The following is a 22090-nucleotide window of genomic DNA, read 5'->3' on the forward strand; positions in this document are numbered from 1 at the left end:
TTCCGGCGCTGTTCGGTTCGGCCACGTGCCACCCCTCACATCAGCCACCAGATGAGATGAGAAAGCTGCCGCACGTTCTCGGCGGACTCGCCGAACCAGGCCGTTGCTTCGCGGTCCAACGAGCCGTCCGCTCGAAAGATCAAGCGGGTCTCGACGCCCCAATCTCTGAGTCCGTAGCAGGACGCGACAGCCCTGCACAGCTGCCGCATCTCCCTCAGCGTCGTCGCTTCGCGCGCGCGCCGGGCATGATCGGCAAAAAGGCCGGCGTAGAAATCCTCTCGAGGCAGGCGACCCGCCAGATCGGCGAGCGCCGCGGCGTATTCGTCCCTGCGCCGGTCGGTCAGACGGAAAAGGTCCATTACTGCATCTCCTGAGAAAAATCGGCGGCGGCGCACACCATCATTTTACCCGGAGCGCCATAAACCTTTCTTGGCGCGTCGAGCCATGCAGGCGACATGGTGACGAGCCCCTCCACGACGCGTGACATCTGTGATCGGCGCACTTTGCCGTTGATGTCTTCTGCCCGGAACACGACTGTCGGTTCCGTCGTGCACCTCGACCGGTAGATCCAGGTGTCGGCGTTCTTGATGATCGTCACGGCCAGCCACGGCGGCGCCCAGAACAGGATCACGAGGAGCCGTCGGCAGGAAGCCGCGGGTCGAATGGCATGCACTCGATCGCGAGGCATGAGAGAATGGACGCGCGCGTTCATTCGACTCGGCGCACGGCGTCCATCAGAAAATCCATCGTGTAGCTCGAGACATCTCCCAGACGAGCTTCAACTTTTCCTGGTAGCGCAACGAAGTTTCAAGGTCAAGCGTTCCGTCCGGTCGAGTCGCGTAGGCATCCTCCAGACCGCCAAGCCGCAACCCGAAGCACGATCGAACGTCTTTGCACAACTGGCGCATCTGTTTCCTTGTTGATGCATTTCTCGCAACTCGCGCCAATTCGACGAAATGGACGGAGGCTCGAGGGTGAGGCAAAATGGCCAGCTGGGCGGAGAGGTCTTCGAGGGCATGAGCATATTCGTCTCTTTGTCGAGGGTTCAAGGTGCAAGCCGCCACGAGTCGGTCTCCTTCACATCATTCCATACGTCGGGGAGGTAGGTTTGATTGGTTTCGCCCGGGTACGCGTCTCCTGTAGCTCCTCGCTGGGGAGCAACGGTACCTCGACCCAGCCCCGCGGAATTTCGGCGACGATCCTGGTGAGAGCGCCTTCGACCAGAGCCTTCCCGGAGCCGGCCAGAGCCGCGGCGTACTCAACGCCTTTCCTGGGATCGTTGCGCGAGCGATGCTGTCTCCGACCGTGCCCGATCAACGCTTGGCGACTCGTCCTTCAGAACAACCACCGTAAACGATTAGAGGATTTTAGTACAGCGTCTATCGCTTCGTCGTACTCTTTTGTACGCTCGATATTGATACTTCTATCAGCGTTAAGGACACCTTGATCCTTAAGACTACCCATTGTGCCTACAAAAGTCATCCGCACCCGCGATGCCACGTATCTCACCTGACCAAGGGACGTCGCGCCTCTCACGATGCTCGCGTAGTGCTCAAACTGCTGTGATGTCAGCGACTCGTTCGCCTCCGAGAGAAGTTTTCCACACCGGTCCAATTCTTTCGCATATTTTTCTTTCCGCTCTTTGGTCAGGGCAAAAGGGGCCACGAATCAAGTTCCTTTACACTATTACTAAGAGCGTTATTCATAAGGTCTGTTTCGCGCGTGTTGCTGTAAAGACATCGACTTCTCGCGGGAGAGAATGGAAGTTCGTACACGCCATTCTTGAAGCGAGAAGTCGATGCGCTATGACTCTACTACAGGTTTGACCTCTGGGCAGGTGACGGAGTTGGTGGCTCGGATATTCCAGATCCTGTCCGGGCGTCCATCGTTGCCTGGCCGTCCCGCGCTTCTCAACCTGCGGGAGCAGGTCATCCTGACTTTGCTGCTGTTGCGACAGAACCTGAACCAAGCCGCCGTCGCGGACCTGCACGGCGTCTCTCAAGCCGCCGTCTCGCGGATCTACCGGCGCATCGTTCCGCTGGTCGAGCAAGCCTGTTGCTTCTCAGGGGTTTCCCTGGAAGAAGCTGTCCGAGGCCGTGTTGTCCTGGTCGATGGGACAGACGTTCCTACCCGGAACCGCGCGAAAACGGGTCGGTCGAATTACTCCGGGAAGCGGCACCGACAAGGCCTCAATGTGCAGATCGCCGCAGATCTGGACGGCGGCCTCCTCGCCGCGTCAGCCCCTGTCGCCGGCGCCCGTCATGATCGTGCCGCTCTCGCGCTTTGCGGCTGGGAGCCGATCCTCGATGACACGGACTGGATCCCCGACCCGGGCTACATCGGCACCACCGCAACCACTCCCCGCAAACGTCCCCACGGCGCCACCCTCGACGACAACACCAAGAAATCGAACCGGGAAATCTCCAGAACCCGATCCGCAGTCGAGAGGTGCATCGCCCACTTCAAGAACTGGAAAATCATCGCCACCGGCTACCGCGGACGCCTCAGCGAACTCCCCACCCTCATCCGCACCATCACAAAACTCGAACTCTACCGACTCGGCTGGTAAGCAACCTTATGAATAACCCTCTAAGAGAGGGTTACGGTGGCATCTTCGCCGCGATCCTGACGAGAGCGCCTCAGACCAGAGCCTTCCCGGGCCGGCCAGAGCCGCGGCGTACTCAACGCCTTCCCTGGATCGCTGCGCGAGCGATGCTGTCTCCGACCGTGCCCGATCAACGCTTGGTGACTCGTCCTTCACAACAACCACCGCAAACGATTAGAGGATCGTATTACAGTGTCTATCGCCTCGTCGTACTCTTTTGTACGCTCGATATTGATACTTCTATCAGCGTTAAGAATACCTCGATCCTTAATACTAGTCATTGTGCCTACAAAGGTCATCCGCACGCGCGATGCCACGTATCTCACCTGACGGAGGGACGTCGCGCCCCTCACGATGCTCGCATAGTGCTCAAACTGCCGTGACGTCAGCGACACGTTCGCCTCCGAGAGAAGTTTTCCACACCGATCCAATTCTTTCGCATACTTTTCTTTCCGCTCTTCAGTCAGGGCAAAAGAGGCCATGAGCCAAGCTCCTTTGCACTAGTCTTACCGTCGGGCATGAGCGTTTGGTTGGTTCCACCTCGAAACAATTCGCCGCTGGCGCTACGTTGCGGCGCCGCTCGTCCCACATAGCTCGAAAGACCAGCAGGAATCTCCGCAGAAAAACCTGTGTTCACTACAGAGGGTTCTCCAGTCGACCAGACCGGGGGAAGCGCTTTTTCGGCGCGCACCGTGCTGACACTCACGGGAGCATCCGTCGACCACCAACCGCCAGTATGAAACCCATTGATGTCCCCGGCCCGGAACATGACGGTCGGCTCCGTGGTGTACCTCGACCGGTAGATCCACTTGTCAAAGTTTTTCATGTTCTCCACGGACAACCACGGCGGCATCTTCGCCGTGATCCCGGCAGTGGCGCCTCCGATCAGAGCGTTCTCGGCCCCGGCCCTTACCCAGCCCTCCACAGTGTGTGGGCCAGGCGCCAGCGCGTAGTCCCGCGTCCCTTCCACCGCACCCTCTGTCGCACCGCTCGCAACCGCTCCGACCGTGCGCGTCACGATGCCCGACCCCGCCTTCGCGAACGCCGCACCCACACCCGCCCCAGCAGCGCCAGAGACCGCTCCCACCGCCGCATCGATCCCCACCCTGCCCCAATCCACCGAACCAGTCTCCGCCTTCTGCGTCGCCACCGACACACCACCCGACACAAGAGCCCCGGCACCCGCCATCAGAGCGAGACCAGCCGGACCACCCACCCCCGTGCACATCAACGCGATCCCAGCGACCACCGCGGCACCCGCGAGGAGGTACTCCTTGTTCTCCCACGCCCACCGGTTGACGTCCACGACGAACCGGCCCACGTCGGCGAACGCCCCATTGTTCCCATCCCGATACGCACGCGACTCCGCATCGGTCACGGGCCGCAAACCCAGCGGATCAAGCGCATGCAACGGATCATTACCCGCATACGAATACGGATTACCCGACCACCCCGAACCGACGACCGGCTCCAGCGGATCCGTCGACAGGAACCCGCGAGTCGCCGGGTCGTACACGCGATGGCCCAACCACTCCAGGCCCGCCACCGAGACCCCACCGCCGGCAGCGAGCGAGAGCTCGGAAGGCAGCGTGGAGTCCTCGGTGGGTGGCAGGTCCCAGGGGTTCATCGGCGGTGTCGGGCGCTGCGCCCTCCACCCGGCGCTCACCCAGCGCTCCCCGATGCCAGTGACACCGCCCGGGGCCGCGAGAACGGGAACGTGCCCGACCGAGTGAAGCGACGGAACGGCGTCTGCGCTGTCCCACCGCAGCTCTGTGGACCCCACTCGCGCCAGCTCACCGAGCGCATCGACGTGGAGGGAGACCACGGACGTGGACCCGTCGGCCCGCCGGTCCTCGATCGACTCGAGCCGCCCGGAGCCCGACCAGGCGAAGCTGCGAACAGAGCCGTCCGAGCCGAGCACGCCCGTGCGTCGGCCGAGCCCGTCGTACCGGTACTCGGTCACCATCCCGTCAGCGTCCGTCGTCGACCGCATCTGACCCGCGGTGTCGTAGGAGCGGGTGCTCGTCCGCCCAGCCGTGCTCTCGGCGATCAGCCGCCCGCCGGCGTCATAGGCCCAGGAGGAGACGACATCTCCGCGCGCCTCCACCAGCTGACACGCCTCGTCGTATCGGTACTCCACCGATCGGTCACCGCTGCGCACCCTCGAGAGCCGTCCCTCGCCGTCGCGGTCGAGGGCGGTCACCCGCCCATCCTCGACGTGCTCAATGAGGAAGCCGTCACGGTACTGCCACGTCTGTCGGCCACCACCGGCCGACGACGACGTGATCCGCCCGGCGGGATCGTACGAGAACTCAGCTCGACCGAGCAGCGGGTGCTCGATCGCGGTGATCCTGCCCGCGAGATCCCGTTCGTAGCGCGTAACAGCGCCATCGGGCCCGATCGCAGCAGAGCGGGCACCGTCGGCGTTGTATTCCCAGGCCAGTCCGTCGCCGTCCCGTCGCCGCTGAAGGAGTCGGCCAGCGCGGTCCCAGGCCAGCAGGTGCACCACCGGCTCGGCTGCGGTGTGGTCCGTGATCGTCAGTCGACGATGTCGAGGATCACGCTGGATCTCGGAGACGAGCGCGCCGTCGATCCGCGCAGCCTTCTCGCGGCCGAAGGCGTCGAAGTGCCATTCCCACCGGTGCCCGTCCGGGTTCTCCTGCCATGCCCGTCGACCAGCGGCGTCGTAGCCGGCTGTCGTCCTGCGGCCCAACGGATCGACTCGCGCGACCTCGCGATCGGCCGCGTCGTACTCACGCCGCGTCACCCCACCGGTCGGATCGACGATCGTCACCAGGCGGCCTCGCTGGTCGTAGTCGTACCGAGTCACTCCCCCGACGCCGTTGACCGCCTCGACCAGCTGACCGGCAGCGTCGTAGCGGAACCGCCGGGCGCCGTACTGCGGATCCTGCGTCCCGATGAGCCGACCCACAGCGTCGTAGCGGTAGCGCGAGGTCCCCTCGCCGGCAACCCGGCGAAGGACGACCCGCCCGACCGCCGTCACCCGGCCGGCCACGTCCCGCTCGAGCCGAGCGGTGCGGCCATCGGCGTCGGTCGTGGCGATGAGATCGCCGTGCTCGTCATAGGTCATCCGCAGTACCACGCCGACCGGATCGACGACCTGCGTCAGCAGGCCCTCGCTCCAGGTCAGGGCGGTGCGGCCGCCCTCCGGATCGACGACCAGCGCCGGGTCGCGCGTCTCGTCGTCCGCGTACTCGTAGACGGTGACGCTCTCTCCGGCCGCCACCGACACGACACGGTCGCGCGCGTCATAGCTCAGGCGGACATCGGCGCCCGAGGGAGTGACTGTCCGGATGCGACGGCCGCGCTCGTCGTACGCATGCGCCGTGACCGCCCCGTCGCGCTCGACGACCGAGAGGAGGTTGCCCTGGGCGTCGTAGCTCATCGACTGCCGCCGGCCCTCCGGGTCGATGACTCCGACGAGGCACCCGCGGGAGTCCGCGATCCAGGTGTTCGAGCGCGATCCGTCCTCGTCGGAGACGACGGTCGCGCGGCCCGCGAGGTAGGCATAGCGGGTCACCCGGCCGAACGGCGAGCGCTGCGTACGTACGCGACGCCGCGCGTCGTACTCGTTGACGACCTCCACGACGCCGCTCGCTGCGGTCACCGACTCGATCAGGCCCGCGCCGTTCCAGGAGTAGAGCCGCGACCCCTCCGGATGCGAGACGGACACGAGCCGATCGTCGTCATAGCGGTACTCGACGCGGCGACCGTCGGAGGCGAGTGCGGCGACGATCCGGTCGCCCCGCCACTCGATGTCCACCCAGCGGCGGCGCGCGTGCCGGAGCCGGACCAGGCGACCGTCAACGTACTCGGCCGAGACTCTCGTCCCGCGCCCGGAGTCCGACGCGAGCCACCGGCCCGCCGCCGCGAACTCCACCGTCGTCCCTTCGGCGTCGGACGCGACCAACAGCTCGCCGCGGGCCTGGAGCCAGCGGTTCTCACCGACCGCTCGCGCCCAGCCCGATCCCTCGCGGGGGAAGAGGATCTCTCGGCCGTCGGGCAGTACCCACGTCGCGCCCTCATCCTCGAGCCGGAGCCGCTGCTCCGTGATCGACGACCACCCCCGACCGAACGCGCCGATGCTCTCGTCGAGCGAGTTGTAGCTCCGCTCCAGACGCAAGGTCGAGCAGCCACCATCGAAGACGAGGTCGACCTCGATCTCGAGGAAGTTGCCGGTGGCCGTGTTGACCGGATCATCGGAGTACCCCGTGCTCGGCGGGGCCCCGAGGGCCTGCGCGGGTTCGATCGTGAGGTCCCGACGATCGGCGGGGATGCCCGCGGAGGCCAGAGCCACAGCGAGCGCGCTGTCGGCCACGGTCGAGACAACGCCCTCACCACCTGCCGCAGCGAAGGCGTCGGCGACGGTGCGCGCCCAGGCGGCATCCTGGCGGTTCGCGGTCAGCCACGTGTCGGCTCCGCTCACCACACCGTCCGCCGAGACCGCGCCCCAGCGGCAACGCTCGGTGAAGTCGGAGAGCCGTCCTCGCAGCCCGGCGATGGCGGCAGCCAGGTCGTCGTCGAGAGTCGATGCCGACGCTGCGAAAGCGCGTAAGTGATCGGGGCGGGCGGCGGATGTTCCGCCGCCGGTACCGCCACCGCCGGGAGCCGGGATCTCGCGTGCTCCCGTGCTCGCGGGTTCCACGGGGATCCTCGGTTGCTCCGCCGCCGGTCCGACGGGCGGATCCTCGGAGCCGAACAGCGCATCGCCGGCACGCTCGAGGAGGTTGCGCGCGTCCTGCTCGCGCTGCCACTCGCGCGCGATCTGTCGCCGCTTCTGCTCCTTGTGCGCCTCTCGTCGAAGCTGCCGGGCGCCCGAGGACACCTCACGCAACCGCTGAGTGAGCTCGACGGCATCCGAAGCCGCCACCCGAGCATTGCTCTCGAACACCTGCGCGAAACGCCCGCGGAAGTCCGCGAGCGCCGTCGTCACGAGCGACGAGCGCGAGCCCGCCTGTCCCGCGACCGCGGACGCAGCCGCATCGAACGCCGCGATCAGCGCCTTCGCCACCCCGTCGTCGAACGGGACGTCCTCCTCGATCGCACCCAGATCCATCAGTACCGCCACCTCTCTAGAGAAAAAGTCAGGAGACGTCCCGTCCCCGCGCGCCGAAGCACGCGGGGACGGGACGGCCGGTCAGCTCCCGCCGCCGGCGGCGAAGATGTTCTGCGAGATCGTCGCCAGCTGGCTGCGCAGCTCCTCGAGCTCCTGCTTGGCCTTCTCGAGAGCCGACTTCGTCTCGGGCCAGGTCGAGGAGCGGAACTGCGAGGCCAGAGGGCCGTCCCAGACGTTCGGGTCGGACAGCGTCCGCCCCTGCGCGTCGAGCTGGCTGATCTGATCGGTCAGACCGCCGTTGACGATCGACTGGATCTGCTGGATAGCCGACTTCGCCTCTTCGGTCGAGAGAACACGTGACATAGATCACACCCTTCTTCCACTGCGGGCGGGACCGTCCCGCCCGCTCCCCGCTGCGCCGTCGGCGTAGTGAGGATACCTCGTCATCGTAGAACGAGGCAGCCTTGGAAATCTCGCGGGGACCTTTATTCCGCGACACTGGCGCAAGACGTCGCCTCAGTCGCGGGTGGTGATCGCGAAGGGACTGCTCGCCAGGTCCGAGAACGCCCCCACCCGGGCCCGCAGCTCGCACGACGGCGTCACCGAGAGTGCGGTCACCGTCAGCCCGTCGGAGGACACGGCGACCGCGCCCCCGCAGCCGTCGCTGAACCGCACTCCGCTCACTCCCCCGGCGATCGCGTCAAGCATGCTGCTCGCCGGCCCCGCCGACGGGGTCACGAGCAGCGGATCCACGGGGTCCGCCCCGCTCGGCCAGACCGGCACCAGCGTCACCGGCAGCGCGGTCTGACTCACGGTCCGCGCGGGCGTCTGGACCTGCACGTCGCGGAGGCGCTGCACCGGGTAGGCCGTGCCTGCGACAGTGGGATCGGCGACGGCCTCTGTGGTCGCGGACCCGGCAGCCGCGAGCCACGCGTCGAGGGCTCCCTGGTCCGTCGGCGCGATCGAGACAGTCGCTGTCACGTCGACGCTCCCCTGGGCCGGGACGTCGATGCCCGTCAGGCTCCAGCCGCAGCCGACCCCGACTCCGGTCACGCTCGGCTGATTGCGCACGGCCGTCGCTCCCGTCCAGGTGACGGCGGGGCAGGCACCTGCCGCATCGAGGCCCGGCACCACCTCCAGGAGCGCCCCCGAGAGGGGCGCGCTCTGCGCGGAGTAGCTGATCTCGACGACCACTGCCGAACGCGCCGAGTCCCAGGTGGCCGACCGCGTTACGCCGAGGCCGGTCGGCAGCGGCCGGTCCTGCTGGCGGGCCGAGAGCGCGGCGCCGGGCGCGGATGCCTGCGCCTCGCCCCCGCGGGGCTGGATCGCCAGGACGACCGCTCCGATGAGCAGCACGCCCGCCCCAACGCCCGCGAGGATCATGCGCAGGCCGCCACGGCGCCTCGCCGGAACCGCCTCCGGCGCGCGCTCCGCCGCCCGCAGTTCCCGACGCGGCACCGAGCGCAGCATCGTCGCCTGCGAGGACGGACCGAGTTCGGGCGCGGGCCCCTCCTCGACCGGCAGCGGCTCCGCCACGACAACGGCTCCGCGCAGGACCGTGCCTGGACGATCGGCCTCTTCGAACGTCGGGACACCCGTCGCGAGCGGGAGCGCCGGCAGCCCCGCCAGCTCCGGCGCGAGCCTGCGGAGGATCCCCGCCGCCTCCGGAGCTGTCGGCCGGGACGCCGGATCCTTCGCGAGCATCCGGTCGAGGAGCGACGTCAGCCGCGGCGGCAGGTCGAGCGGGGGCGGGAGCATCGAGACGTGCCGGTAGGCGACGGCGAAGTCGGTGCCGACTCCCGCGAAGGGAGTGCGCCCGCAGAGCAGCTCGTAGAGCAGTATCCCGGTCGAGTAGACGTCGCTCGGCGGACCGGCCGCGCCTGTGGCGAGCATCTCGGGCGAGAGGTACTCGGGCGTCCCGATGATGCCCGTGGTCGCGCGCGGTCCTTCGGCGACGACGTGGGCGATGCCGAAGTCGGAGACACGGACGGCGGATCCGAGATCATCCGCACCCTCGGCGAGCAGGACGTTGTCGGGCTTCACATCGCGATGGACCGTGCCGATCGCATGGGCCGCCGCGAGCGCATCGAGGATCGAGGCGGCCGCCGGAAGCGCACGGGCGGCGGCCAGCGGCCCCTCGGCTCGCAGGAGCTCGCGCAGCGAGCCTCCGCCGACGAGCTCCATCACGATCGCGAGCGTCTCTCCCTCGACCACCAGGTCGCGGACCTCGACGACGTGCGGATGCCGCAGCCGTGTGAGCACGGACCGCTCGCGGACGAACCTCTCGACCAGCCCCGCGTCCTGTGCGTGCTCGCGACGGAGCAGTTTCGCAGCGAGGTCGGGCCCCTGAGCGTCACCCGCGCGCCACACCTCGCCCGCGGCGCCCGCGCCGATCCGCTCGATCAGCCGATAACGCGCGCCCAGAGCGTCGCCAGGGCTCGCCGCCATACCGCCCCCCGATCCGAGATTCTGTCGACTCCGCCTGGAAGCGTAGCGGCGATCGATCGCGTCCGCGGACGGTGGCGCGGCAGAGAGCGCAGGTGCGGATGCGGCCTGCCGGTGACCGACAGGTCGTCCCGCGCCCATGGCCTTACGAGGACCTACACCGAGCCGGCCCTGGGATCGCGGCGGGTGACCGAGACGACGCTCGGGAGGAAGAGGGTCGCGACGGCGACCAGCGCAGGAGCCAGGAGCGCCCATCCGATGTCGGGGGCCGCGTACTGCCCCTGGAAGGCACCGAGGGCGACCGCCATCTGCACGAGCTGCATCGTGAGTGCCGAGCCGCGCATCCAGCTGCGCCGGCGAATCGCGGCGAGCGTGGTGGCGGCGGCCCAGCCGAGCGCGATCAGCGCAAGCACCACGATCGCCACGCCTCCGCCGACGGTGTCGGCACGAGTGGTCAGGAGCTCGATCACGAGCCAGCCCGCGAGCGCCGCGACGGCCAGGGTCTCGAGAGTGAGGACGGAGATCAGGACCAGCAGCCCGGCCGGCCAGGAGGCGTTCGAGCGGGGTCCGCGGGACCCGTTCGCATCAGCGATCACAGCCACATCCCATCCAGGACTCTTGATTCGGGCTCATCCCCGTGACAGGCTAGTCCAGTTCGTTTCACCGCTCACAGGGTCGTGGGTTTCCGCCGATGTGAACATCCGATCCCACCGCGCCGTCAGGCCGGAGGCGAGCCGGGTGACCAGCACTGGAGCCGGGTGACCAGCGCCGTGCCCCCGCACAGCGCCGAGTGCACCGGGCAAGAACCGAGCGCCGTCCCGTCCACCGCACCGAACCGCCCTGCGCACGCGCGCAGGCGGTCGTGGCGTGCACCGGTGAAGGCGCGGAGGTCGACGTGCCGGTCGAGATCGTCGGCGTGGATCGATCATCCCACCCGAACACTGCGTGGTTCCTCCACGCACGCCGTCACACAAGGAGCACCCGCATGGACTGGCGCGACAAGGCCGCTTGCCTCACCGCTGACCCCGAGCTTTTCTTCCCGGTCGGCAACACCGGCCCGGCGGTCGACCAGATCGAGAAGGCGAAGTCGGTGTGCGCTCGCTGCACCGTCACCGAGGTCTGCCTCCAGTACGCCCTCGAGACCGGCCAGGACTCGGGCGTGTGGGGCGGCCTCAGTGAGGACGAGCGCCGCGCACTCAAGCGCCGCGCGGCCCGCGCCCGCCGCGCCTCCTAGCCGCTCGGCGGCACGACCTCCGACCCCCGGTTCGCCCTACGGCGGGCGGGGGTCTCGTCGTCCCCGGCGCGGGAGCCGGACGCAGGCGTGGGAACGCAGCGCCCTCCCCGACGGCCCTCGTCCCCACCGGACCCGGACCTCCAGCGGCCGCCCGTGTCAGGAGCGGGCCCGCTCCAGCCAGCGCAGCGGCACCTCGATGGTCACCTCGGTGCCGCGCCCGACCAGCGTGTGCCAGTCGATCGTGCCGCCGAGCTCGCCCTGGATGAGAGTGCGCACGATCTGAGTCCCGAGGCCGGAACCGACCTTGCCCTCAGGCAGGCCGACGCCGGTGTCGCGCACCTTGACCGTCAGCTCGTCCTCGCTGCGCGAGGCGACGATCTCGACATCGCCCTCACGGCCGGCGAGCCCGTGTTCGACGGCGTTCGTCACCAGCTCGGTGAGGGCCAGGGCGAGCGGAGTCGCGTACTCGCTGGGCAGGTTGCCGAAGCTCCCCGTCAGCTTCGGGTGCACGGTGGTGTTGTGGGTCGAGGCGACCTCGGCGATCAGCAGCAGCACCCGGTCGAACACGGCGTCGAAGTCGACGTTCTGGTTGAGCCCCTCCGAGAGCGTGTCGTGCACGACCGCGATCGCTGCGACACGGCGCATCGCCTGCGTGAGCGCCTCCCGGGCGAGGTCCGAGTGCGTCCGGCGGGCCTGGATCCGCAGCAGCGACGCGACCGTCTGCAGGTTGTTCTTGACCCGGTGGTGGATCTCGCGGATGGTGGCGTCCTTGGTGATCAGCTCGCGCTCCTGGTGGCGCAGCTCGGTGACGTCGCGGCAGAGCACGACCGCGCCGACCCGCTCACCCCGGTCGCGGATGGGGATCGCCCGCAGCGAGACCGTGACTCCCCGCGCCTCGATATCAGTGCGCCAGGGCGCGCGCCCGGTCACCACCAGAGGGAGGGACTCGTCGACGACGACCTTGCCGGCGATGAGGGTCGTGGTGACCTCGGCGAGCGACTCCCCCTCGAGCTCATCGGCGAAGCCGATGCGGTTGAACGCCGACAGGGCGTTGGGGCTGGCGAAGGTGGTGATGCCGTCGACGTCGAGCCTGATCAGGCCGTCGGAGGCGCGCGGAGCCCCGCGGCGCGGTCCGGTCGGCGCACCCAGATCCGGGAAGTCTCCCGAGGCGATCATCGAGAAGAGGTCGTTCGCGCAGTCGTTGAACGTCAGTTCCTGGCGGCTCGGTGTGCGCGTCTCGCTCAGATTGGTGTGACGCGTGACCACGGCGATCGGCCGGTCCGTGGTCGCCCCGTCCGAGGCGCCGAGTCGACGCAGCACGGGAACGGCGCGGACGCGCGTGGGCGTCTCCTCGAACCAGTCGGGCGCAGAGGTGTCGACGATGCGCGCGGTCTCGAACGCCTCGACGACCTGCGCCCGCCACTCGGACTTGATCCGCTGCCCGACGAAGTCGCGATAGAAGAGCGTCGCTGCGCTGGAGGGACGCGCGTGCGCGACGGCGACGAAGCTCTCGTCGGCGGTCGGCACCCAGAGCACGATGTCGGCGAAGGCGAGGTCGGCGAGCAGCTGCAGGTCACCGACCAGCAGGTGCAGCCACTCCACATCCGCTTCGTCGGACCGGCCGTGGGAGAGGACGAGATCGCTGAGGGTCGACACCCGTCAAGCCTAGGGCGCTCGTCAGCCCTCGACCGCCGGGCACATACCGCACTGGTTCGGGTTGACCCTGGTTATCCACAGTCTTGGCATTGAAGGACCGTGAGCATCGCTCGACTGATTCGATGAAGGTGTTCCCGCGCGCTTCGCCCCCGGCGCGCTCCATCCGTCCGAGCCGAGAGGTGACCCTGGACCCGTGAGTCGCTCGCCCTGCTACTGGAGACCGCCCCATGAGCCTGCCCCTCCACGCCTTCGATTACCGCACCCTCCCCTTCGATGCGGTGCCCACCGGAGAGAAGCCGGCGGTCGCGGCGTTCTTCGCGCCGCAGCCAGCGACGCGGGCCGAGTTGCCGGACCCCGAGCCGATCCTCGCGCGTCTCACGCTCGTGGTGATCGAGATCCTCGAGGGTTCGCGCGAGATCGATCAGATCGCCCGATGGCTCACGGACGAGGTGTACCGCCACCTGCAGAAGCGGGTCGTGCTCGCCGCTCGCTCGCGCAGCCTCGCGCGCCGCACGGGGCAGCGGATCCCGTTCACGATCGGCCGCGTCGTGATGGCAGAGCCGCGCGACGGCGTGATTGAGGGAGTGGTGCTCGTGCACAGCCGCGTGCGCACCCGGGCCGTCGCCATCCGCCTCGAGGGGATGGACGCCCGCTGGCGCGCGACCGCGATCAACGTGCTGTGACAGCGACCCCGTCGCCGGCACGGCACCCACGAATCGAGGATCGCCCTCGGGTCGGTGGTCGACGACGGGGCTCGGCCTCGACGATGCGCCTGGGCGCCCGTCGACATCCGCTCGATCAGGGCCGCGCAACCGGTCGCGGTCGGGGCTCGGTCGTTGTTCCCCTCGCGTGCGACGCCGTCTGCGGAGGCGGCAAGCGAGTCGCCGCCCACTGCCTCGTCGTCGACCGCGAGCCGATGCCGACGAAGGGGCACGGGGCGGCGCTGGAGTCACGCCGGGGTCGTCGGCCCGGTGGGCTCGTCATCAGCGAGGGACCGGCTGCCGGTCGACCTCGGCGACTCCATCGACGAAGCCGCCCCTGCAGACGCTCGGCAACGGCCCGGGAGGGGTGTCGATCGGGGGCGGCACCGCCTGAGACGAGGTCGGCCCCGACTCCCGCGTGCTGCGGGACCGGGGCCGACGTCGTCCGGGACGGGGCTCAGCGGCGCTTTGCCTGCGCGCGACGCTCCTCCCGGTTAGCGGGAACAGCCTCGGAGCCGCCGGACTTCTGGCCGAACGCCCCCGTGGTCGCCGCGCTCTCGGGCTCGCCCTCGGGCTGGGCCTTGCGGGTCTCCTCGGCGCGGGCCTTGGCCGTGGCAGCCTGCTGCACCTGGCCACGCTGGTTGCGCACCTCGACCCCTCCCGAATCGCTCGGCGCCGAATAGCTGAGCTTCTCGGCGGGAGCGACGGGCTGCGAGAGACCCTTGGCGGCGACTCCGGCGACCTCGCCCTGCTTCTGGGTGACCTCGACCTCGAGGTTGAACAGGAAGCCGACGGTCTCCTCGCGGATCTGGCCCATCATCTGCTGGAACAGCGCGAAGCCCTCCCGCTGGTACTCGACCAGCGGGTCGCGCTGCGCCATCGCGCGCAGGCCGATGCCGTCCTTGAGGTAGTCCATCTCGTAGAGGTGGTCGCGCCAGCGGCGGTCGATCACCGAGAGCACGACGCGGCGCTCGAGCTCCCGCATGGCCACGGAGCCGAGCTGCTCCTCGCGGCGCTGATAGGCGAGCGTCGCATCCGAGAGGATCTCGCGGCGCATGAACTCCCGGTTGATGCGGCCGCGGCTGCCCGCCTCCTGCACGACCTCGTCGATCGTGAGGCTGATCGGGTAAAGCGTCTTCAGCTCGGTCCAGAGGGCGTCGAAGTCCCAGTCGTCGCCGTTGCCCTCACCGGTGTGCACCTCGAGGATCTCGTCGATCACGTCGACGAGGAACTTCTGGGTGCGCTCGTGGAGATCGTCGCCCTCGAGGATGTGGCGGCGGTCGGAGTAGATGGCCTCGCGCTGGCGGTTGAGGACATCGTCGTACTTGAGGACGTTCTTGCGGATCTCAGCGTTGCGCGCCTCGACCTGCGACTGAGCGCTGCGGATGGCGCGCGAGACGACCTTCGACTCGATCGCGATGTCGTCGGGGACGTTGCCGCGCCCCATCAAAGCCTCGGCCGCCCCCGAGTTGAACAGGCGCATCAGATCGTCGGTCAACGACAGGTAGAACCGGCTCTCGCCGGGGTCGCCCTGGCGGCCGGAACGGCCGCGGAGCTGGTTGTCGATGCGACGTGACTCGTGCCGCTCCGTGCCGAGCACGTAGAGACCGCCGGCGGCCTGGACCTTCTCCGCCTCCTCGGCGACCTTCGCCTTCACGGCAGCGAACACGTCGTCCCAGGCGGCCTCGTACTCCTCAGGAGTCTCCGAGGGGCTGAGGCCCTTGCCGGACAGCTCTGCGACCGCGAGGAACTCGGCGTTGCCGCCGAGCATGATGTCGGTGCCGCGACCAGCCATGTTCGTCGCCACGGTGACGGCGCCCAGGCGGCCGGCCTGCGCGACGATCGCCGCCTCCCGCGCGTGGTTCTTCGCGTTCAGGACCTCGTGGCGCACGCCCTTCTTGGCGAGCAGGCGCGAGAGGTACTCGCTCTTCTCGACGCTGGTCGTGCCGACGAGGACGGGCTGCCCGGCCGCGTGGCGCTCCGCGATGTCCTCCACGACCTGGGCGAATTTGACCTCCTCGTTCTTGTAGACGAGGTCGGCGTTGTCGATGCGCTGCATCTTGCGGTTCGTCGGGATCGGGACCACGCCGAGCTTGTAGGTCGACATGAACTCGGCTGCCTCGGTCTCGGCCGTGCCGGTCATGCCGGAGAGCTTGGAGTAGAGGCGGAAGTAGTTCTGCAGCGTGACGGTGGCGAGGGTCTGGTTCTCCGCCTTGACCTGCACACCCTCCTTCGCCTCGATGGCCTGGTGGATGCCCTCGTTGTAGCGGCGACCGGCGAGGATGCGGCCGGTGTGCTCGTCGACGATCAGGACCTCGCCGTTGAGCACGACGTAGTCCTTGTCCTTCTTGAACAGCGCGCGCGCCTTGATCGCGTTGTTGAGGAACGAGATGAGCGGAGTGTTCGCCGACTCGTAGAGGTTGTCGATGCCGAGGTAGTCCTCGACCTTCTCGATTCCGGGCTCGAGCACGCCGACGGTGCGCTTCTTCTCGTCGACCTCGAAGTCCTCGTCCTCGACGAGGCGCTTGGCGAGGTTGGCGAACTCGGCGAACCAGCGGTTGGCCTCACCCGACGCCGGGCCGGAGATGATCAGCGGGGTGCGGGCCTCGTCGATGAGGATGGAGTCGACCTCGTCGACGATCGCGTAGAAGTGACCGCGCTGGACCATGTCCTGCGCCTGCCAGGCCATGTTGTCGCGGAGGTAGTCGAAGCCGAACTCGTTGTTCGTGCCGTAGGTGATGTCGGCCGCGTACTGCTCGCGGCGCTGCTCCGGGGTCTGACCCGAGAGGATCACGCCGGTCGTCATGCCGAGGGCGCGGAAGACGCGGCCCATGAGCTCGGACTGGTAGGACGCGAGGAAGTCGTTGACCGTCACGATGTGCACGCCGCGGCTGGCGATGGCGTTGAGGTAGGCCGGGAGGGTCGCGACGAGGGTCTTGCCCTCTCCGGTCTTCATCTCGGCGATGTTGCCCAGGTGCAGGGCGGCGCCGCCCATGAGCTGCACGTCGAAGTGGCGGAGGCCGAGCGTGCGGCGCGAGGCCTCACGGACGGCGGCGAACGCCTCCGGGAGGAGGTCGTCGAGGGTCTCGCCGTTCGAGTAGCGCTCGCGCAGCTCGACGGTCTCGTTCTTCAACTCCTCGTCGCTGAGGTGCGTGAAGTCCTCTTCGAGGGCGTTGACGGCCTTCGCGTAGTTCTCGAGGCGGCGGATGACCCGCCCCTCCCCGACGCGAAGGACCTTTTCGAGGACAGAGGCCACGGGTACTCCAAATAAGTAGAAGACAGGAGTCGCACGCCGGAGCGCGGACCCCGACCAGCCTAGCCGGGGCGGGCCGTGCGCTGCCCGGGCGTCGCGTCCGCCCTGGGCGGACTCCCGGGCGGCTCACCGGGTCCGGGACGAGGAGGGCCCCGGAGCGGCTCGCTCCGGGGCCCTCTGTGCGGGGCGCCGACCTCAGCCGGCGGCCTGCTCGGAGAGCGCGTCGGCCTCGTCGCCGAGACCGATCACCCCGTAGTCCCAGCCCTTGCGACGGTAGACGACGCTCGGGCGGTCGGTCTCGGAGTCGATGAAGAGGTAGAAGTCGTGACCCACGAGCTCCATGTAGTCGACGGCGTCGTCGACCGTCATCGACACGGAGGGGAAGACCTTCTTGCGGATGACGACGGGGCAGTACGGCTCCTCCACCTCGTCCTCCGCCGGCTCGGGTGCCTCCTGGACGGGCACGACCCCGGTGCTGAGCTGCTCCAGCACCGCGGCGTCGGCGGGCTGGATCGCGACGACGCTGAAGTCGTCGGCGGCCGCATCCCGGAGCGAGGTCGGCCGATGCTGGCCCCGATGGACCTTCTTGCGGTCCTTGGCGCGTCTCACCCGTTCGAGGAGGCGCCCGATGGCGATGTCGAAGGCCGCGTACTTGTCGGCTCCGCTCGCCTCTGCCCGCACGACGGGCCCCTTGCCGATCAGCGTGAGCTCCACCCGGTCGCCGCCGCTCGAGCCCTTGCCCTCGGCGTGCCGGCTCGCCTTGATCTCGAGCGCGAGAGCACGATCGGCGAGGTGCGCGACCTTGTCCGACTTCTCCGTCGCATACGCGCGGAAGCGGTCGGTGATGTCGATGTTGCGTCCTGTGATGTCGATGTCCATGACAACCTCCCAGTCGAGTACGGCGTGCCGCCTTTCTCCGGGGCGGACCGTTCACGCCGTGCCCCCACCGTAGACCCCGGCCCCCGGATCGGCACCGGGAGTTCCTGGGGGTGCTGCTGGTACGGCCTCCGATCGCAGCGGTGTCCCGGCGAGCGCCGCCGCGCCGAGCACCGTGCCACCGGCTGCGCGCACGGCGCGGCGCAGCTCGAGCAGGGTGGCGCCCGACGTGACGACATCGTCGACCAGCACGATCGGCGACGAGGTCGAGAGGGGTCGGCGTGCGCGGAAGGCCCCATCGAGGTTGCTGCTGCGCTCGACCCGGCCGAGCCCCACCTGGTCTCGTACCACCCGAGTGCGGGCGAGCGACGGCCCGAGGCTCCCGCCTGCCGCGCTCACCAGCAGCGCGACGGGATCGACGCCACGGCGCACCCGGCTCGCGGAGGAGCTCGGCGGGGCGATCAGCGCCACCCGCCGGCCTGCGAGCGCCGCGCCGAGGGCCGGCCGGAGCACAGCGCCCAGAGCGGGGACCGCGGCGGTCCGGCCCTCCTCCTTGACCGCGACGACGAGCCTGCGCACCACGCCCGCGTAGGGAGCGCCCGTTGCGACATCGAGCGGGTCGTCCGGCGGGCCGAGCGAGCGCCGCTGGAGGACCGCCGCGCCGGTGAGCTCGGCCGTGCAGCCGGAGCACGGCGCCCGCGAGCAGGGGCTGCCGCAGGCGGGGCAGTCGAGCGGGAGAAGGACGGCGAGGGCGTCGAGGAGGTGGTCGCGCAGCATCCCTCCACGGTGCCGCTCCTGTGGACTGCGCGGGCGGCGCAGGCGGCCGGACGCGACGATCGGACACCGGGATCGGCCTGGGGAGGAGCGTTCAGGACCCCATGCCGGTCTGCGTCGCGAGCAGGTCGACATCGGTCGCGACGGTCTGCCACGCCGAGCCGCGCTGCTGCCGGAGCTCACCGCCCTCGGCCAGGATGCGGATCTGCGTCGACGCGTTGCCTGCGGCGATCTGCACGGTGCCGGTCGTCGTGCCGAGCGCAGTGGCTCCCCCGCCGATCAGGTTCAGGGTGACGGCGTCCTCCCCCGTCGATCCCCGGACCACGGAGACCACGTCGAGCTCGTCGGTCCACGCCGCGGCGACGGCGGTGCCGAGCACGGAACGGAGCACCACCGGCTCACCGATGGCGATGGGGTCACCGTCCTGCGCGCGGGTGATGCCCGCCACGAGGACGGTGGCCTGCTGCCCGTCCTGCGCCAGCGCGAGCATCCTCGTGCCGTCGCGCGAGACGGCGAGGGAGGCGAGGGAGTCGATCTCGCTCCACGCGGTCGCGACCTGCATCGAGCGGGAGCCGTCGGCCGAGTACGCGACCAGCTGCCCGGGCGATGTCGAGGGCACCGACCAGACGTAGCCGAGAGGGTCGATGGTGGGCGCGACCAGGCCGGTCCGAGCATCGAGCAGCACACCGCCTCCGCCCGGGTCCACCAGGGTCACCCCGGCGTTCGAGAGCACGGCGGCAGGCGCGTCGGAGTCGGCGCCGCGCTGCTCGCCGAGGACGGCCGCCCGGGGATCGAGGGCCTGGACGCGCTCGGAGACGCCGATCTCGGCGAGGCCGGAGGAGGCGAGGAACCCGAAGCCGTCGTCGGTGAGCACCAGCGGCCGGGTGTCGACGCGAGGAGCCGTCGGCAGGCCGGAGACCTGGGTGGGGATGTCGATCGGATTCTGCTCGACCGAGAGCGCGACTCCGGTGACGTTCGAGACGTTGGCGAGGCTGCGGTTCAGCTGGAGGGACATCAGCCGCCACTGGCGCTGATCGGCCTCCAGCGCGGCCGAGTTCAGGTCGACGACGGCGCGTTGCGACTCCACCGGCACCGTCTCGGCGGCGAGCGCCGTGCCGGTCGGGAAGGCCGAGACGACTGCGGCGGAGTCCCGCAGCCAGGGAGTCGGCCCGCGCAGCAGCTCCGTCACGATCGTCGTGCTGGTCGAGCTGTCCGCCCGCGAAGCGAACCAGCGCAGGTCGGGCACGAGGTAGCGATAGCTCGGATCGAAGAAGTAGAGCGCGTGCGTCGAGAAGACCTGCTCGAACGTGGTGCGGTCGATGACCACCCCGCTCGGCGGCGCGCTGATGCGCCACTCGCCGTTCTCCTGCACGAAGCCGTAGTCGAGAGTGAGGGCGGCCGTGGTCGCGACATCGGTGTAGACGCCGGTGCCGTCGACCTCGGCGACCGGAGTGATCGTGAGCGAGAGGGTCGAGGCCGACTGCCCAGAGGCGGAGCGCTGGCCCTCGTCGACCGTCACGTGCTCTCCCGGCGTCCAGTCGGCTCCGGTCGAGAGGAACTCGCGGGCGATCTTGTAGTTGTTCTGCGGGCTCGACGCCGCGTCGATGAATCCGGTGAGGATGTCGCGCTGCGACGCACCGGCGGCGGGACCTGACGGGAGGAAGTCGTACTGGAGGTCCTGCGGCGCTGTGTCGGGGCGACCCACCCCCACGTCGCCGGCGCGCGGGATACCCGCACAGCCGGCCAGACCGAGGGCGAGCAGCGCAGCGACCGCGGCAGCCCGGAGCGCGCCCCGCCTCACGGCAGCACCCCGGCCGTTCCGGCGGGCGCCTCCGTCTGCGCAGCGGCCTGCGGCGGGAGGACGATCGGCCCGCTGTACGCCTGCTCGCCCGCGTCGACCGGGGGCAGCGGGAGCGGCGAGGAGTCGATCCGCTCGCCCCGGTGCCGAGGAACGGTGAGCCGGAAGCAGGCCCCGCGGCCGGGCAGCGACCAGACCTGGAGCCAGCCGTGATGCAGGGCGGTGTCCTCCTGGGCGATCGAGAGGCCGAGGCCCGTGCCACCGAGGGTGCGGCGGCGCGACGGGTCGGCGCGCCAGAAGCGGTCGAACACGCGCACCACCTCCTCGGCCGTCATTCCGTGCCCGTAGTCGCGCACCGCGAGGGCGACGGCGGTGGCGGTGCTGTCGACGGTCACGACGATCTCGCGGCCGTCGCCGTGCTCGATCGCGTTGCCGAGCAGGTTGCGCACGATCCGGCGGATGCGGCGCGGATCGAGATCGGCGTCGAAGTAGCCGCCCGGGGCCGAGAGCGTGAGCCGCGAGCCGTTCGCCTCGGCGATCCCGCGCATCGCCTCGATCTCGTCGCCGGCGAGCCGCACGAGATTGACCGGCTCGAGCTCGAGCTCGGCCGAACCGGCGTCGTGGCGCGAGATCTCGAGCAGGTCGGCCAGGAGGCTCTCGAACCGGCCGATCTGCCCGTGCAGCAGCTCGACGGTGCGCTCGGCGACGGGCGGGAAGCCCTCGCGCTGGTCGTAGAGCACATCGCCCGCGAGCTTCATGGTCGTCAACGGCGTCCGGAGCTCGTGCGAAACGTCCGAGACGAAGCGCTGCTGCACGCGGCTGAGGGTCGCGAGCTCACTGATGCGGTCCTGGAGGCTGTCGGCCATGCCGTTGAAGGAGCGGGCGAGGGTGGCGATCACGTCCTGCCCGCGCTCCGGGATCCGCACATCGAGATCGCCGGCCGAGAGGCGCTGGCTCGTCTGCGCAGCGACCCGGACGGGTGCCACCACGATCCGCACCACGACCCAGCTGACCGCCCCGATCAGGAGGATGAGCAGGATCCCCGCAACGTTGAGCACCTGCTGAACGAACTGCAGGGTGCGCTCGGCATCGGCGAGCGAGTAGCCGATGTAGAGCTCGTAGCGCCCGGCCGAGCTCGGCAGCTGGAGGGTCGAGCCGACCAGGATCCCCGGCTGCTCCTGCCCGGAGGCGTCGAGAGTCACCGACTGCCAGTACTGGCCGTCGGAGCCGGCCTGGACCCGCTCGCGCAGGTCGTCGCTGATCACCCCGTCCTGCAGCTCGCGGTTGTAGATGTCCTGCGGGGCGAGCGGTGAGGCCTCCTGGTCCGGCGCGCGGACGACCGCGATCAGAGCGGAGGAGGAGGCGTCGCGGACGGCCGTGCGCACCGAGCTCATCACCTCCTCCATGTCCTGCCGGGAGGACACCGTCGCCGCATCGAGGTAGCCCTGGGCCGCGCGGGTCGCGCGCGACGTGTCTCCGGTGACCTGGGTGAGCCGCGACTGGAAGAGGTTGTCGCTGATGCTGTACGAGAGGTAGACGCCGGTCGAGCCGATGGCGATGCCGCTGAGCAGCACCGTGATCGCCACTGCGCGGAACTGGAGCGACCGGCGCCAGACTCCGAGGACGCGGCGCGGCCAGAGGCGCAGCGCGGGAGCGGCGAGCCGGGCCACG

The 22090-nt window shown here is 69.3% G+C and carries 15 protein-coding genes; 3 read left to right on the top strand and 12 right to left on the bottom strand.

Features of this window, described 5'->3' with window-relative positions; translation table 11 throughout:
- Positions 1-35: 35 nt before the first annotated feature.
- Positions 36-359: a hypothetical protein gene (locus GSU10_RS10255; RefSeq protein ID WP_068212101.1), complete on the bottom strand. Its 324-nt coding sequence runs from the start codon at positions 357-359 to the stop codon at positions 36-38.
- A complete protein-coding gene (locus GSU10_RS10260) occupies positions 359-631 on the bottom strand; it encodes a hypothetical protein (RefSeq protein WP_068212099.1) in 273 nt (90 codons plus the stop codon). The genes GSU10_RS10255 and GSU10_RS10260 overlap by 1 nt, the downstream gene beginning before the upstream one ends.
- 1191 nt (positions 632-1822) lie before the next feature.
- On the opposite strand from GSU10_RS10260, the gene GSU10_RS10265 reads away from it, so the two are divergent.
- Entirely contained in the window at positions 1823-2569 is a 747-nt protein-coding gene (locus GSU10_RS10265; RefSeq protein ID WP_199220804.1) for a transposase family protein, read from the top strand.
- Positions 2570-3068: 499 nt separating this feature from the next.
- On the opposite strand, the gene GSU10_RS10270 is transcribed toward GSU10_RS10265, so the two are convergent.
- The 4 genes from GSU10_RS10270 to GSU10_RS10285 form a co-directional block, all read right to left on the bottom strand.
- On the bottom strand, positions 3069-7682 hold the full coding sequence (locus GSU10_RS10270; RefSeq protein ID WP_132504035.1) for a DUF6531 domain-containing protein: 4614 nt from the start codon (positions 7680-7682) through the stop codon (positions 3069-3071).
- Positions 7683-7763: 81 nt separating this feature from the next.
- On the bottom strand, positions 7764-8045 hold the full coding sequence (locus GSU10_RS10275) for a pyrophosphorylase (protein WP_068212091.1): 282 nt from the start codon (positions 8043-8045) through the stop codon (positions 7764-7766).
- Positions 8046-8198: 153 nt separating this feature from the next.
- Positions 8199-10130, bottom strand: coding sequence for a serine/threonine-protein kinase (locus GSU10_RS10280; RefSeq protein ID WP_132504033.1), 1932 nt, complete (start codon positions 10128-10130; stop codon positions 8199-8201).
- 152 nt (positions 10131-10282) lie between these two features.
- Positions 10283-10723: a hypothetical protein gene (locus tag GSU10_RS10285; RefSeq protein WP_068212451.1), complete on the bottom strand. Its 441-nt coding sequence runs from the start codon at positions 10721-10723 to the stop codon at positions 10283-10285.
- Positions 10724-11112: 389 nt separating this feature from the next.
- Here GSU10_RS10285 and GSU10_RS10290 point away from each other — a divergent pair, with 389 nt between their 5' ends.
- The gene (locus GSU10_RS10290; protein ID WP_055788231.1) at positions 11113-11361 is read left to right on the top strand and encodes a WhiB family transcriptional regulator; all 249 of its coding nucleotides are present in this window, start codon (positions 11113-11115) and stop codon (positions 11359-11361) included.
- A 156-nt stretch (positions 11362-11517) separates the two neighbouring features.
- Here the strand turns inward: GSU10_RS10290 and GSU10_RS10295 are convergent, their stop codons facing one another.
- Positions 11518-13017: a sensor histidine kinase gene (locus GSU10_RS10295; protein ID WP_068212443.1), complete on the bottom strand. Its 1500-nt coding sequence runs from the start codon at positions 13015-13017 to the stop codon at positions 11518-11520.
- Positions 13018-13244: 227 nt separating this feature from the next.
- Between GSU10_RS10295 and GSU10_RS10300 the strand changes: the two genes are divergently transcribed.
- Complete coding sequence (locus GSU10_RS10300) at positions 13245-13700, top strand: Rv3235 family protein (RefSeq protein WP_068212445.1); 456 nt, start codon at positions 13245-13247, stop codon at positions 13698-13700.
- Positions 13701-14175: 475 nt separating this feature from the next.
- On the opposite strand, the gene secA is transcribed toward GSU10_RS10300, so the two are convergent.
- The 5 genes from secA to mtrB all read right to left on the bottom strand — a co-directional run bounded on the left by secA (position 14176) and on the right by mtrB (position 22089).
- The gene (gene secA, locus GSU10_RS10305; RefSeq protein WP_068212446.1) at positions 14176-16974 is read right to left on the bottom strand and encodes a preprotein translocase subunit SecA; all 2799 of its coding nucleotides are present in this window, start codon (positions 16972-16974) and stop codon (positions 14176-14178) included.
- Between the two features lie 192 nt (positions 16975-17166).
- The gene (gene hpf / locus GSU10_RS10310; protein ID WP_068212448.1) at positions 17167-17850 is read right to left on the bottom strand and encodes a ribosome hibernation-promoting factor, HPF/YfiA family; all 684 of its coding nucleotides are present in this window, start codon (positions 17848-17850) and stop codon (positions 17167-17169) included.
- A gap of 51 nt (positions 17851-17901) precedes the next feature.
- Complete coding sequence (locus GSU10_RS10315; protein ID WP_132504031.1) at positions 17902-18624, bottom strand: ComF family protein; 723 nt, start codon at positions 18622-18624, stop codon at positions 17902-17904.
- Between the two features lie 91 nt (positions 18625-18715).
- Positions 18716-20422 (bottom strand): LpqB family beta-propeller domain-containing protein, encoded by a 1707-nt coding sequence (locus GSU10_RS10320; RefSeq protein WP_068212950.1) that lies wholly within the window; start codon positions 20420-20422, stop codon positions 18716-18718.
- Complete coding sequence (gene mtrB / locus GSU10_RS10325; RefSeq protein ID WP_241972872.1) at positions 20419-22089, bottom strand: MtrAB system histidine kinase MtrB; 1671 nt, start codon at positions 22087-22089, stop codon at positions 20419-20421. Before mtrB ends, GSU10_RS10320 begins: the two co-directional genes overlap by 4 nt.
- Position 22090 lies beyond the last annotated feature (1 nt).

This window comes from Rathayibacter tanaceti (assembly GCF_009834165.1).
Classification (GTDB): domain Bacteria; phylum Actinomycetota; class Actinomycetes; order Actinomycetales; family Microbacteriaceae; genus Rathayibacter; species Rathayibacter tanaceti.